This is a genomic window from Streptomyces ochraceiscleroticus (assembly GCF_000720485.1).
GTDB classification, from domain to species: domain Bacteria; phylum Actinomycetota; class Actinomycetes; order Streptomycetales; family Streptomycetaceae; genus Streptomyces; species Streptomyces ochraceiscleroticus.
On the sequence record NZ_JOAX01000021.1, the window covers coordinates 25,142 to 38,955 of the forward strand.

A 13,814-nucleotide genomic window follows, 5' to 3' on the forward strand; every position below is an offset into this window, starting at 1 on the left:
TCGTGCGTACCGAAGGAGGAGACGTGCAGCACCGACTGTCCGGACAGGTGGCCCTGGTCACCGGTGCCACGGGCGGCATAGGCACCGCCGTGTCGCACCGGCTGGCCGCCGAAGGCGCCACCGTCGTGGTGACCGACGTGGACGCCGACCGCTGCAACGCCCTGGCGAAGGAGCTGACGACCGACGCCGGCGCACGGGCGCTCGGGCTCGCCCTCGACGTCAGCGACGAAGAAGCGTGGAGCGCGGCGGTCGCGCGGGTCGTCGAGGAGCTGGGCGGCCTGTCCGTGCTCGTCAACAACGCGGGCATCGCCGAGATGAGGACCGTGGAGACGGAGACCCAGGAATCCTGGGACAAGGTCGTCGCGGTCACCCAGAAAGGGGTCTGGCTCGGCATGAAGCACGGCGGGCCCGCGATCGAGCGGACGGGGGGCGGCTCGATCGTCAACATCGCCTCGATCTTCAGCACGGTCGGCGGCTTCGGCAGCCAGTTCTCGTACCACGCCGCGAAGGGAGCGGTCCGCCTGATGACGAAGAACGCGGCCCTGCACTGGGCCGCCCGCGGGGTGCGCGTCAACTCGGTCCACCCCGGCTTCATCGAGACGCCGCTCTCCCGTGAGCTGTGGCGCGGCACGCCCCGGCACACCGCGATGCTGGAGGGCACCCCCATGGGACGTCTGGGCCGGCCGGAGGAGGTCTCCGGAGCGGTGGCGTTCCTGGCGTCCGACGACGCGAGTTTCGTGACCGGCTCCGAGGTGTACGTCGACGGTGGCTGGACGGCGCGCTGACCGTGAACAGGCGAGCGGGGCGCGGCAGTTGCCGCGCCCCGCTCCCGTTTCCCCCGGCTGAACTCAGCGCACGCGCGTGTACTGGTTCACCCCGTCGACGAAGGACACGGTGGCCTTCCCGCGCAGCACCAGGACGTCCAGGTGTGCCGCCGTCTCGTTGATGGCGAGCATCTGGTTGAACGCGCTGAGGTCACCGAACGGCATTTCCCTGCGCGTCCAGCCCAGTTGGCGCGCCACCTCGTGCGCGTCCCGTGTGGCGTCACCGAGCGCCTTCAGACTCTGCGCGAGCCGGTTGTCGTGATGCGTGAGGAGTTCGGCGACACGGGTGTGCGCACTGTCGGCGACCGGTCCGTGCGCGGGCAGCAGACGGGCGTCGGCGTACCGCGTCATCAAGTGCAGCGAGTCCAGGTAGTCGGCGAGCGGGCGGCCGCCGGGCTCCGCCAGCTCGAAGCCGATGGACGGGGTGATGTGGGGAAGGACATGGTCCCCGGAGAACAGCAGTCCGCGTTGTTCGTCGAGGAAGACCACGTGTCCCGTGGTGTGACCGGGCGTGGGGACGACCTTCAGCGTTCCGCCGCCGTCCCCGCCGAAGCTGAGCGTTTCCGCGCCGAGCCAGCGGTCGGGAGCCTCCCACACGGCCGGATCGTAGCCGCCGTGGTCCAACTGCTGAATCTGGTCCGCCAGTTCACCTGCTCCCGCCTGACGGAGCGTCGCCACCGATCCGGCGGGTTCGTCGCTGCCCAGCCGGTGGAGCATCTCCAGGCCCGGCCGCTCCCCCGCGCCCAGGTACACGCGCGAGCCGAGCAGCCGGCGCAGCTCCACGGCGTTGGTGTAGTGGTCGCGGTGGATGTGCGTGACCAGGATGTGACTGATGTCCCCGAGGTCGCGGCCGATGGCGGCCATGGCCTCCTCGAGCGCCTTGCGCGCCTCGGGGATCGCCCAGCCGCCATCGATCATGACGATGCCGTCGTCGTCCGCCAGGTTCTCCAGCAGGTAGACATTGACGGCGTGCAGGCCGTCGTTGGGCAGCGGCAGCGGTACTCGGTGCACCCCGGGCTGTACGGTCTGGACTCCTGCGGCGGCCCACGGACCCTGATCGAACCTCTGCGTCATGACGCTCCCTCACTTGCTGCTGTGCCACCGTGGAACGTGTCGCCGCGGAGCCGCCGGGCCAGGTCGCGGGCCCCGGACCGGTCGAGTTTCCCGACCTTGGTCTGCGGCAGCTCTTCGACGCCGTACACGAATTCGGGCCATTTTGTCTTGGACAGGCCGAGGCCCTCCAGGTGGCCGGTGATCTCCGGCAGGGTGATGCCGGCGCCGTCCTCGGTGACGACGAGCAGCGCGACCCGCTCGCCGAGCACCTCGTCCGGGACGGCGGCGACGCAGGCCCGGGCCACTCGTGGGTATCCGGCCACCGCCCGCTCGATCTCGGTGATGTCGATGTTGCGGCCGCCTCGGATGATGACGTCCTTCTCGCGGCCCATGATGCTGACGGTGCCGTCCTCGTGCGTGAGCAGCAGATCCCCTGTGGGGAAGTAGCCGTCCTCGGTCAGCTCCGGTGGCTCGACGCGGCCTTCGCGCGCGTAGCCGAGGAACAGCGAGGGGCCGCGTACCTGCGCCCGTCCCGTGACGCACGGACCGGCTTCCGCGCCGTCCGGGGTGACCGCCCGCAGCCGGGTGCCCGGGAAGGGGCGGCCGTCCCGCCCCAGGCGCAGCTCTTCGGGGTCATCGGGGCGCGGGGAGGTGTGGCCCAGGCACTCGGACATGCCGAAGACTCGCAGGATCTTCGTGCCCAGGGACCGCTCGGCGCGGGCCAGGGCGCCGCGGTCCATGGGGCCGCCGCCCACGGTGATCGCCCGGACGCCGGCCAGGATGCCGGATCCGGCGGCTTCCGCGCCCATCTGCAGCGCCATGGTCGGTACGCACATGGTCCAGCGCACCTGTTCCTCGGCCATCCGCCGCAGGGCGAGCGCCCGGTCCCACTTGGCCGTGAGGACGAGCGGTCCGCCCAGGAGAAGGGACAGGTAAGCGCCGAAGCAGTACGCGGCCGTCGACGACAGCGGCACGATGGCGGCCACCGCGTCACCGCGGGCCAGGCCGTTGATCTCGACGGTGCGCTCGCCTGCGTAACGCAGCGCCGCTTCGGACTGCACGACACCCTTGGGTCTCCCTGTCGAGCCCGAGGTCAGACCGATGAGGACGCCACCCGCCCAACGCGAGATGTCGGGGGTTTCGTTGGTGCGGTGGGCGGTCCAGCCGTCGAGGACCGGGCGGTCCGCCCGGCCCGGGACGATATCCGGCACGTCCCATTCCTCGATGGCCGAGGACTCGGCGACGACGGCATCCGGGCGGATGTCCTCGAACGCCGCGGCGAACTCGGTCCGTGTGGTGTGCCGGTTGACCACGGCGAGGACGCCTCCGCGCAGGCCCACGGCCAGCGTGGCGGCCACGGTGCGCCATGAGTTGTCGGCCTGGACCATGACGGTGCCGCCCTCGCCCTGCGCCGCGCCGGGGAACAGCTCTTCGGCAAGGCTCGCCGCCTCGGCGAGCAGCTCGCGCGCCGTATGCCTGCCCGCGTCGTCGCTGACGGCGACGAAGTCGGCCTGCCCGGCCCGTTGTTGGAACTCCCGCACTACCTGTCGCATGCCGCTTCCTCGCTACGCTGTGCCGAACTCCGTACCGAACTCTGTACCGAACACCTGCTGCCGAGCCGGGAGGCTCAGCCGGTGAACAGCTCCGCCTCGTGGCCCATCACCGCGATGCGCCGCCCCTTCATGTCCCCGACCTGCGCCACGGCTTCGGCCCACTGCGGGCTCGCGAGCGCGTCCTTCAGATCCTCCGGGGAGTCGAAACTCAGCACCGAGATCCCGTCCCAGCCCTCGGAACGCGGCTCCAGTGCCTGGTCGATCTCCGTGTGCCGCCAGGCGCGCAGTCCGGGCAGGCGGTAGGTCAGCTCGGCGTGGTCGCCGCGCCACCAGTCGATGAACCGCTCGTGCGCCCACTCGGGCGGCCGGGCTGCCAGCAGGACGAGGTTGTACATCACTACCCTCCGTACGCTGTTAGTTGAATCGGATTTCGGACGAACGGCCGATCAGCAGCCGCTGCAGCCGGCCGTCGTCACCCACCCGCCCGGCGGCGACGAAGGTCGCCTCCGGTACGCCGGCCCGCCGGACCTCGCCGAGGAAGAGTTCGTCCTGGCCGAGCGTCGTGGCGGACAGGAGGTGGTGGGTGCGGGTGCCGCGCTCACGCTGGTCGAGGTAGCCGACGAGCGCGGCGCGGTCACCGGCGAAGTCGGTCGCGTTGCCGTCGCCGGTGGAGAAGAGGATCGACAGGGTGAAGTCGTCGCTGATCAGGTCCAGGATCTTGTCCGGCTGGTCGCCGTCGAGGATCTCGAACCATGCGGTCAGGAACGGGGCGGGCACGGGAGCGGTGGTGGCGGTGTCGGTCACGTCTGTCACTCCGGCAGGTCGATGAGGTCGAATGTCGTGGTGAAGTACGACTGGTAGCGCGCCATCCGCCCGTCGGGGGTGACGACGGCTGCCGAGATGAACGATCCGACGGGCTTCCCCCGCTCGATCACCACTCCGTACGCGGTCTCCAGGTCCCCGTCGGAGGCGTACCGGAGGATCTTGTGCTCCCGCTCGACGGCGTTGCGGCCCCCGATGTAGGCGGCGAACTCCCCCTTCGATCGTCCCGTCTCCTCCCGGCCCGGCAGGGCGATGCGAAAGCGGAAGTCGGGTACGAGGAGGTCCAGTGCCCGCTCCGGGGTGTCGGTGTCCATCCGCGCCATGTAGTCGCGCAGCACGTCGGCCATGGGTGGTCCTCTCAGTGGTGGATGGGGCTGCCGACGGCGGCAGCCGCTGTCGGTCAGTCCCGTTTCGGCGGGGTGAAGAAGTCACCCTGCGATACCCAACGCCCGTTCCTGGCCACGACCTTCTGTACGTCGCGGGTGCCGAGGTGGTTTCGCGGGGAGAAGGTGAGCACCGGCCCCACGCCGGTGTCGACGTGGCGCGCGTTCTCGAAGGCCCGGGTCAGTGACGCGCTGGTGACCGGCCCGTCGATGGTTTTCGCGACCTCCACGAATGCCTTGGCCGCCTCCCATCCCCACAGGGTGATGAAGTCGGCCGGCTGCTTGGGTTCGTACCTGGCCATCGCCGCGCGGAACTCCTTGACGGCGGGGTCGTCGTCGTGCGGCGACTTGACCAGTTGCACCGACTTGAACCCTTCGGCCGCCTTGCCCGCCAGCGTCAGCGTGGACTGCGCCGCCACGGGCGCATAGCCGTACGAGGGGACGCGGAGCCCCTGCAGCTTGGCCTCCTTGAGGTAGGTCGCGGCCTCGGCGGCGGCGAGGATCAGCACGACGGCGTCGGGCTTCTCCGCCTTCACCTTGCTGATCACCGGGCTGTAGTCCGTGGTCGCGAACTTGACCTTCAGCTGCTTCACCCGGACGTCCGGGTCGGTCTTGCGGGCGGCCGGGCCGACCTCCTTGGACACGTTGACGAAGGCGGCCGGGTCGCTGTGCACGACCACGACCTTCTTCGCTCCGTCGCGCACGACCCAGTTCCCCAGCGCGGCCGCCTGGTCCTCGTACAGGGTCTGCAGCCCGTACAGTCCGTCGCGGGACGGGCTGTACCACGACGCGTCGCCACCGAGGGTGTTCAGGATCGGCACCTTCGACTGCTCCAGCACGAAGGGGAACGTGGCCTGCGTCTGGGCGGTCCCGTTCGTCGCGACGATCGCCGCGACGCCGTCCTGGTCGACGAGCCGGCGGGCGATCTGGACCGTCTGCTGCGGATCGGAGGCGTTGTCCTTGACGACCCAGTCGATCTTGCGGCCGTTGATCCCGCCGTGCGCGTTCACGTACTTGAAGTACGCGTCGGCCCCAGCCCGTTCAGGAATGCCGAAGGAGGCGAGGGCTCCGGTGAGTGGGTGCCAGGCACCGATTCTGATGACCTTGCCGTCGCGCACCGCCGCGGGGTCACCGGTCCCGCAGGCACTCGCCACCAGGGCGAGCATCGCGACGCTTGCGGCGATGAGCGCGCGCGTCCTGAGCCGTCGCATGCCCTCTCCTCACCTCAACCTGAGTTCAGTTCAGTTTGGTTCAGAGGGATCTTAATGCTGCGGAAACACGCCTGGCAATGGTCGGTGACGTTCCCTGTCAGCACGGCACGGACGACGAAACGGCCCCCTGACGGAAGACATCCGTCAGGGGGCCGTGAGGCGCGTACGCGATGACGCCCGGCGCGCCGGCTCGGGTCAGGCCGGGCGGGTCAGGTGGCGACCATCCGCACGCACGCGCCCTCGATCAGTTCGCTGATCTCGGCCAGTGGCGTGGGCCCCGACGGGCGGTACCAGCGCCACACGCTGACGATCAGACCCAGCACGCTGCTGCCGAGAAGCTGCGCGTCCCGCAGCGGGAAGGCACCCTGGGACATGCCCTTCACCAGCAGGTTCGTCCAGTCGCGCTCGACGACCTGGACGAGCTGGCGGGCCGCGACGCGCTCGGCCTCCTCGCGCTTGGACCGGCGCGTGCCGGACAGCAGGTCCATGTGGTTCTGCAGGATGCGCATCTGCAGTACTTCCTGCGGGGAGACGTCGTACGCCGCCCGGACCGCGGCCCGCAGCGCCTCGACGGGGTCCTCCGCTCCCTTGGTGGCCTCGACGAACCGGTCGTGTGAGCGCTCCAGTTCGAGCCGCATGATGGTCAGCAGGCAGTGGGTCTTCGACTCGAAGTAGTGGTAGAGGGCCGTCTGTCCGATACCGACCCGCTCGGCCACGGTCGACCACTTCGTGGCGTCGAAGCCGGCCTCGCCGAAGCAGTCCACCGCGGCCGTGAGGATGGCCGCACGCTTGGACCGCGGTCCCGCCTCCGGCTCAACGATCCTCGTCATGACTCCACCCTGGTCCTTACCCGGCGCTGCCGTCCAGCACCGTCACCCGACGCCTGCCCACCGAGGGTAGACCCAAGCTGAACTCAGTTGCCAATCGGTCGGACACCCCGGCGACCGCACCGTCGGCTCAGAGCGTCTCGATCACGGTCGCGTTGGCCATGCCGCCGCCTTCGCACATCGTCTGCAGACCGTAGCGCCCACCGGTCCGGTGAAGCTGGTGAACGAGTGTGGTCATCAGGCGCGCGCCGGTGGCGCCGAGCGGGTGGCCGAGCGCGATCGCGCCGCCGAAGGCGTTGACCCGCTTCGGGTCGGCGCCGATCTCCCGCTGCCAGGCCAGGACGACGGAGGCGAACGCCTCGTTGATCTCGACCAGGTCGATGTCGCCGATGGTCAGGCCCGCCTTGTCGAGGACCTTCTCGGTGGCGGGGATCGGGCCGGTCAGCATGTGGATCGGGTCGGACCCGACGACGGCCATGGTGTGGACGCGGGCGAGCGGAGTCAGTCCGTGGCGGCGTACGGCTTCCTCCGAAGCGATCAGGAGTGCGGCCGCGCCGTCGGAGATCTGGCTGGAGACGGCGGCGGTGAGCCGTCCGTCCTCGGTGAGCGGCTTCAGGCCCGCCATCTTCTCCAGCGTGGTGTCGGCGCGCGGGCCCTCGTCCACCGTGAGCCCGAAGGACGGCACGATCTCGTCGTCGAAGACGCCGTCGGCCTGGGCGGCGAGGGCCCGACGGTGGCTGGTGAGCGCGTACCGTTCCATCTCCTCGCGCGAGACGCCCCACTTCTCGGCGATCAGCTCAGCGCCGCGGAACTGCGAGACCTCCTGGTCCCCGAAGTGCTCGCGCCAGCCGTCGCCCGCGTAGGGGCTGCCGAGACCGGCCTGCTCACCGACGAGCATCGGGCTCGCGATCGGCACGAGGCTCATCACTTCCACGCCGCCCGCGACCACGAGATCGGCGGCGCCGGAGCCGACGGCCTGCGCGGCGAAGTGCACGGCCTGCTGGGAGGAGCCGCACTGCCGGTCGATGGTGGTGCCGGGGACGTGCTGCGGCAGGCCCGCGGACAGCCATGCGGTGCGGGCCACGTTCCCGGTCTGGGCGCCGATCTGGCCGACGCACCCGAAGTACACGTCGTCGACCGCGCCCGGGTCCACGCCCGCTCGCTCCAGCAGGGCGCGCAGCACATGGGCGCCGAGATCGGCGGGGTGCACGCCTTGAAGCGTGCCTTTGCGGCGGCCGACCGGGGTACGGACGGCTCCGACGATGAAGGCTTCCGTCATGGGAGGCTCCAAGAGGTGGTGAAGTAAGGGGACTTCAGGCGCGGGGGATGCGGGTGAACTCGGGCGCCCGCTTACCGAGGAAGGCGGCGACGCCCTCACGGCCTTCGTCGGACGCGGCCGCGGCGGCGAGCGCGCGGGCCTCACGGTCCAGGTGCGCGGCCAGGTCGGCACTCTGCCCGGCGGCGACGAGCCGGCGGGTGGCGCCGAAGGCGCCGGTCGGCCCCCGGCGCAGGGCTTCGGCGGTGCGCTCCGCCTCGTCCGACAGCTCTGCGGCGGGGACGACGCGGCTGACCAGTCCGATCGCCGCGGCCTCGGCCGCCGGTACGCGCCGGTTGGTGAGGAGCAGGTCCAGGGCCCGCTTGGGGCCGACGAGGCGGGGCAGAGACCGGCTGACTCCCGCGTCGGGTGAGTAGCCGATGCCGGTGTACGCGGCGGTGAAAGCGGCGGTGTCGGCGGCGAGCGTCACATCGGCGGCGGCCGCGAGCCCGATGCCCGCACCCGCCACGGCTCCCTGGACGGCGGCCACCATGGGCGCGTCGAGCGCCGCGAAGACGCACAGGGCCTCGTGCAGCGCGTCGGTGACCGCGATGAGGTGCTTGTGCAGCGCCTCGCCTTCGAGCCGGGCGAATTCGCGCAGGTCACCGCCGACGCAGAAGGCCGTGCCCGCGCCGGTGAGCAGCACGGCCCGTACGGCGCCGCGCTCGCACGCGCGGGCGGCGTCGAGGAGCCCGCGGGCCGTCTCCAGGCCGATGGCGTTGCCCGCCTCGCCCCGGCACAGGGTCACCCGCGCCAGGCCGCCCGCGTCGATCTCGGTACGTACGGCCGTCATCGCGCCGTCCATCCGCCGTCGACGGTCAGGACCTGTCCGGTGCAGTACGTGGAGGCGTCCGAGGCGAGGTAGAGCAGTGCGCCGTCGAGCTCGTGGCCGTCGCCGCCGCGTCGCAGCAGCGTGTTGCGCTCGACCCAGCGTCGCGAGCGCTCGTCACCGAACAGCTCGGCGGTCATCTCGGTGCGGAACCAGCCGGGAGCGAGGGCGTTCACCCGCACCCCGGCACCTCCCCATTGCCCGGCCAGTTCCCTGGTCAGACCGATCAGTCCGGCCTTGGACGCCGAGTAGCTCGCGCCGCCGAGCGGGGCGGCGGAGACCAGGCCGAGGATGGAGGAGACGTTGATGACGCTCTTGCCGGTGCCTCCGGCGTCAGGGGACTCGGCGACGAGCCGGGCGAGGTGGAAGGGCGCGACGAGGTTCACCCCGAGGACGTCGGCGAAGTCCTCCGGCGTTTCGTCCTCGGCGCGCGTCTCGCCCGACGTGGCCGCGTTGTTGACCAGGATGTCGATGCGGCCGGTGGCAGCGAGCGCGGTGTCCGTGAGGCGCAGCCGATCGGCCTCCTGCGAGACGTCGCACGCCACCGGGTGGATGCGCGCGTGGGAGTCGGCGAGGTCCTTCAGCCGGTCGATGCGGCGCGCGGCGGCGAAGACCGTCGCGCCGGCCTGCGCGAGGACGGACGTGAAGCGCGCGCCGAGGCCCGCGGAGGCGCCGGTGACGATCGCCGTCCTGCCCTCCAGGGAGAAGAGCTCGGCCACCGGGCGGGGCGCGCTCATTCCTCCACCCCGATCGGCAGGGCGGTCGCGCCGCCGTCGAGGACGAGGGTCTGTCCTGTCATCCAGGAGGAGGCGTCCGAGGCCAGGAAGAGGGCGGCGTGCGCGACGTCCTCGACCGTGCCGAGGCGGCGCATCGGCAGCTTGGCGGTGAGGACGGGTTCGCGGACTTCCCATACGGCGCGGGCCAGTTCGGTCTTGATGAGCCCGGGAGCGATGGCGTTGACGCGGGCCCGCGGCCCGAGTTCGTAGGCGAGCTGCCGCGTCATGTGGAGCATGGCGGCCTTGGTGGCGTTGTAGTAGCCGATGTGCGGGTCCACGATGAGGCCGCCGACGGAGGCGATGTTGACGACCGCTCCCCCGTGCTCGGCCATCCAGGCCCGCCAGGCGCAGCGCGTCCAGGCGATCATCCCGTACTGGTTGACGCGGACGGTCTTCTCCGCGCGCGGCAGGTCCAGGTCGAGCAGGTCGCCGTTGTACGGGTTGGTCGCCGCGTTGTTGACGAGGATGTCGAGGCGGCCGAAGCGCGCCATGGTCTCGTCGACGCATGCCTCGGCCTGGTCGGGTTCGCCGGCGTTGGCGACGACCGTGTGGACGTCGCCGTCGCCCTTGACGCGGAGCAGTTCCTCGCGCGCCTCGGCGAGTCCCGCGGGCTTGCGCGCGGCGATCACGACGTGCGCGCCGGCCGCCCGGTAGGCGGTGGCGATGCCGAGGCCGATGCCGCGGGAGCCGCCGGTGATGACGGCGACCCTGCCGTCGAGGACAGGGGCCGGGGTCCTGGTCGCGTCGGCGCTCATGCTGCCGCACCTGCCTTCTTGTCGTTCTTCTCCTGCAACTTCTGCTTGTACGGGGCGAGTTCCTGGCGGGCGACGGTGCGCAAGTGCACTTCGTCGGGGCCGTCGGCGATGCGCAGCGCCCGCGTGATGGCGTAGAGCCGGGCCAGGACGGTGTCGTCGCTGACGCCCGCCGCGCCGTGCGCCTGCACCGCGCGGTCGACGACCTTGTGGGCGACATCCAGGGCCGCCACCTTGATCGCGGCGACTTCCATGCGGGCGGCGGCGTTGCCGACGGTGTCCATCAGCCAGGCCGACTTCAGGACGAGGAGTCGGAGCTGCTCGATCTCGATGCGGCTGCGCGCGACCCATTCCCGTACGACACCTCGGTCGGCGAGCGGACCGCCGAACGCCTGCCTCGCGGTGACCCGTTCGCACATCAACTGCAGGGCACGCTCGGCGAATCCGACGGCGCGCATCGCGTAGTGCATCCGGCCCGGTCCGAGCCGCCCCTGGGCGAGCGCGAAGCCCTCCCCCTCGCCGACGAGGATGTTCTCGGCGGGTACGCGCACGTTCTCGAACAGCACCTCGCCGTGCCCGCAACGGTCGGTGTAGCCGAACATCGGCAGGTCGCGGACGACGGTGACGCCCGGGGTGTCGCGTGGGATCAGCAGCATGCTCTGCTGCCGGTAGGCGGGCGCGCCCGGGTCGGTCTTCCCCATCAGGATGATCAGCTTGCAGTCGGGGTCGAGGATCCCGGAGGTGTACCACTTGCGGCCGTTGACGACGTAGCTGTCGCCGTCACGGGTGATGAGGGTCCGGATGTTACGGGCGTCGGAGCTGGCGACCTCGGGCTCGGTCATCGCGAAGCAGGACCGGATCTCCGCCGCGAGAAGCGGCTTCAGCCAGCGCTCCTGCTGCTCAGGGGTGCCGTAGAGGGCAAGCAGCTCCATGTTGCCGGTGTCGGGCGCCGAGCAGTTGAACACCTCGTTGCCGATGATGGAGCGGCCCATGAGCTCGGCGAGCGGCGCGTAGTCGAGGTTGGTGAGCCCCGCGCCCCACTCGCCGTGCGCCATGAAAAGGTTCCACAGGCCCTCGGCGCGGGCCTTCTCCTGAAGTTCGATCATCACCGGCGGTTGCGCGTGCGGGTCGTCGGCCTCGGCGATCTGCCGGTCGTACGCGGCCTCCGCCGGGACGACGTACTCCTCCATGAACGACCGTATGCGGCCTTGGAGTTCACTCGCTCGCGGCGAGAGTCCGAAGTCCACGGTTACTCCTGTTCTCAGGTGGTCGGAATGGTCAGCCGAGGATGTCGCGCGCCGTGCGGATCATCGCCGCGATGGTGGGCGGCAGCCGCTCCTGATCCGGGTCGTGATGCTTGCCCTCGCGGTGGCGGCGCAGGTTGTGCCCCATGATCGCGGCCATCTTCATGCGCCCCAGGGCGCGGAACCAGTCCATGGCGGGCAGGGCGGGGCCGCCGTCGCGATAGGCATCGAGGAGTTCGGCCTCGGTGGGCAGGCCGGGGACGGCGCGGCCGAGCTGCGGGAAGTTGTGGTGGTCGGCGAAGAGCAGAAACCAGCCGAGGTCGATGCGCGGGTCGCCGACGCTCCAGATCTCCCAGTCGACGACGGCGGAAGGCCGCGCGCCGACACACAGGACGTTGCCCAGCCGGAAGTCGCCGTGCAGGAGTACGGGAGGCAGGCCGTCCGGCACTTCATCGGCAAGGCGCGCCATCAACTCACCGGCTTCTGGCCGGAGTTCCTCCGGCACGGCGCGCATCGTGCGACTCCAGCGCTCCAGCTCACCGGCCACGTCGAGTGGGTCGGGCGCGTCGAGGCCGGGCGCGCGGGTGTCGGTGGCGTGCAGCCGGCGCAGCACGTGGGCGATCGCGGTCATGCGGGCTCGCGCGGTCATGACGGAGATCCCGGGCTCGTCGAGGACCGGCTCGACCGCCTCGCCGGACGCGAACTCCATGGCGAACCAGCCAGGCTCCTCGTCGTCGACCGCGACGACGCCCGGCACGGGCACCGGTGATCCGGCGAGCGCGGCGAGGACCCGGGCCTGGCGCAGTACGTCATTGCGCCCGACGGGCCGCTGCCCCGGCGGCACCGCCTTGACGACGTACCGTGCGCCGCCCGCGTCGATCGAGTACGTCAGCCCCGAGTGACCACCAGGGAGCGTCCTCAACTCCCCTTCGGCCACACCGAGTCGTTTGCGTACTCGCTCCGCCAGCGCTGTCATCTGTATCGCCGTGCTCATCGGACGGGCTCCCTGGGCAGGCCGAGCACCCGCTCGGCGAGGATGTTGTGCTGGATCTCGTCGGTGCCGCCCGCGATGCTGTAGCCGGGCGCGCCGAGGACGTGTTCGGTCCAGGCGTAGGTGCCCCACTCGCCGGTGTCCGCGACGAGGAGCGGGCCGAGGAGCTCGGAGACGAGGTCGCTGGTGCGGCGCATGGTCTCGGTGGCGTACAGCTTGCCGACCGAGGCTTCCGCGCCGGGTTCGCGTCCCGCGACGAGGGCGCCGGTGACCCGGAGTCCGATGAGCCGCTGGACGAGGGCGCGGACGTAGAGGTCGGCGGCCTGGCGCTGTTCACCGCCGGTGAGCGGCCGGGGCAGATGGCCGGCCAGCTCGACGGCCCGGTCGGCGTTGTCGAGCCCGAGGTTGCCGGAGTCCAGGCGTTCGGAGGCGAGCACGCTGAGCGTGACCTTCCAGCCCGCGCCGACCGGGCCGAGCCGGTCGGAGTCGGGGACGACGACGCCGTCGAGGTAGACCTCGTTGAAGCTGGCGCCGCCGGTCATCTGCTGGATGGGGCGGATCGTCACGCCCGGGGCGTCCATGCGCACCAGGAATACGGTGATGCCCGCGTGCTTGCGCGCATCCGGGTCGGTGCGGCAGACGGCGACGCCCCAGGTGGCGACGCGGGCGCCGGAGGTCCACACCTTGTGCCCGGTCAGCACCCAGTTCTCGCCGTCGCGCACCGCACGGGTGCGCACCGCCGCGAGGTCGGAGCCCGCCTCGGTCTCCGAGAAGAGCTGACAGGCCAGTTCGTCGGTACGCAGCATGGGAGGCAGCCAGCGGGCCTTCTGCTCCTCGGTGCCCCAGATGCCGATCGCGGGGGCGACGAGCGCCTGGGTCACGGGGAAGATCTCGGTGCGCTGGGGGACGTCGAAGGCTGCCTCTTCGGTGCGGTAGAGCTGTTCGTAGGAGGCGGGCAGGCCGCGTCCGCCGAGCTCCTGCTGCCAGGTGAGGGCGCCCCAGCCCTGGTCGTAGCGGGTGCGCTCCCATTCCTGGGTGCGGGCGGTGTGGGCGCGCTCCTCGTCCTCGGTCCAGTTCTCGAACACGGCGACGGAATCGGAGCCGCTGCCCCACTCCCCTTCGGCGGCCCGCGGCCGGGCGACCGTGGCGAGCCACCGCCGGGCCTGCGCACGGAACTCCTCCGGTTCCGGAACACCACTGTTCACGGGGCTCTTCATAGGGCCGGGACACCTCC

General features: G+C 71.2%; 15 protein-coding genes. 1 reads left to right on the plus strand and 14 read right to left on the minus strand.

Annotated features, from left to right (window positions below; all coding sequences use genetic code 11):
* Positions 1 to 23: 23 nt before the first annotated feature.
* Entirely contained in the window at positions 24 to 785 is a 762-nt protein-coding gene (locus IG84_RS0124675; protein ID WP_031061363.1) for an SDR family NAD(P)-dependent oxidoreductase, read from the plus strand.
* 63 nt (positions 786 to 848) lie between these two features.
* Here IG84_RS0124675 and IG84_RS0124680 read toward each other — a convergent pair whose 3' ends face one another.
* From IG84_RS0124680 to IG84_RS0124745, 14 genes are all read right to left on the minus strand, one after another.
* Positions 849 to 1,898, minus strand: coding sequence for an MBL fold metallo-hydrolase (locus IG84_RS0124680; RefSeq protein WP_031061366.1), 1,050 nt, complete (start codon positions 1,896 to 1,898; stop codon positions 849 to 851).
* Entirely contained in the window at positions 1,895 to 3,430 is a 1,536-nt protein-coding gene (locus IG84_RS0124685; RefSeq protein WP_031061370.1) for a class I adenylate-forming enzyme family protein, read from the minus strand. The genes IG84_RS0124680 and IG84_RS0124685 overlap by 4 nt, the downstream gene beginning before the upstream one ends.
* A gap of 74 nt (positions 3,431 to 3,504) precedes the next feature.
* Positions 3,505 to 3,825, minus strand: a complete 321-nt coding sequence (locus IG84_RS0124690; RefSeq protein WP_031061374.1) for an EthD family reductase — start codon at positions 3,823 to 3,825, stop codon at positions 3,505 to 3,507.
* A 19-nt stretch (positions 3,826 to 3,844) separates the two neighbouring features.
* A complete protein-coding gene (locus tag IG84_RS0124695; RefSeq protein ID WP_031061377.1) occupies positions 3,845 to 4,234 on the minus strand; it encodes a hypothetical protein in 390 nt (129 codons plus the stop codon).
* A 5-nt stretch (positions 4,235 to 4,239) separates the two neighbouring features.
* Positions 4,240 to 4,599, minus strand: a complete 360-nt coding sequence (locus IG84_RS0124700) for a nuclear transport factor 2 family protein (RefSeq protein ID WP_078649331.1) — start codon at positions 4,597 to 4,599, stop codon at positions 4,240 to 4,242.
* Positions 4,600 to 4,652: 53 nt separating this feature from the next.
* Entirely contained in the window at positions 4,653 to 5,846 is a 1,194-nt protein-coding gene (locus IG84_RS0124705; RefSeq protein WP_031061382.1) for an ABC transporter substrate-binding protein, read from the minus strand.
* Between the two features lie 209 nt (positions 5,847 to 6,055).
* Entirely contained in the window at positions 6,056 to 6,676 is a 621-nt protein-coding gene (locus tag IG84_RS0124710) for a TetR/AcrR family transcriptional regulator (RefSeq protein WP_031061384.1), read from the minus strand.
* Between the two features lie 127 nt (positions 6,677 to 6,803).
* Complete coding sequence (locus IG84_RS0124715; RefSeq protein WP_031061387.1) at positions 6,804 to 7,952, minus strand: acetyl-CoA C-acetyltransferase; 1,149 nt, start codon at positions 7,950 to 7,952, stop codon at positions 6,804 to 6,806.
* A 34-nt stretch (positions 7,953 to 7,986) separates the two neighbouring features.
* Positions 7,987 to 8,781 (minus strand): enoyl-CoA hydratase/isomerase family protein, encoded by a 795-nt coding sequence (locus IG84_RS0124720; RefSeq protein WP_382467476.1) that lies wholly within the window; start codon positions 8,779 to 8,781, stop codon positions 7,987 to 7,989.
* Positions 8,778 to 9,554, minus strand: coding sequence for an SDR family NAD(P)-dependent oxidoreductase (locus IG84_RS0124725; protein ID WP_031061393.1), 777 nt, complete (start codon positions 9,552 to 9,554; stop codon positions 8,778 to 8,780). The genes IG84_RS0124720 and IG84_RS0124725 overlap by 4 nt, the downstream gene beginning before the upstream one ends.
* Positions 9,551 to 10,348, minus strand: coding sequence for an SDR family oxidoreductase (locus IG84_RS0124730; protein WP_031061396.1), 798 nt, complete (start codon positions 10,346 to 10,348; stop codon positions 9,551 to 9,553). The genes IG84_RS0124725 and IG84_RS0124730 overlap by 4 nt, the downstream gene beginning before the upstream one ends.
* Positions 10,345 to 11,592 carry an acyl-CoA dehydrogenase family protein gene (locus IG84_RS0124735; RefSeq protein WP_031061398.1) on the minus strand — a complete coding sequence of 416 codons (1,248 nt, stop codon included), beginning with the start codon at positions 11,590 to 11,592 and terminating at the stop codon, positions 10,345 to 10,347. Before IG84_RS0124735 ends, IG84_RS0124730 begins: the two co-directional genes overlap by 4 nt.
* Before the next feature lie 31 nt (positions 11,593 to 11,623).
* Entirely contained in the window at positions 11,624 to 12,583 is a 960-nt protein-coding gene (locus IG84_RS0124740; protein ID WP_031061400.1) for a phosphotransferase family protein, read from the minus strand.
* Entirely contained in the window at positions 12,580 to 13,785 is a 1,206-nt protein-coding gene (locus tag IG84_RS0124745) for an acyl-CoA dehydrogenase family protein (protein ID WP_245659575.1), read from the minus strand. The genes IG84_RS0124740 and IG84_RS0124745 overlap by 4 nt, the downstream gene beginning before the upstream one ends.
* Positions 13,786 to 13,814: the final 29 nt, after the last annotated feature.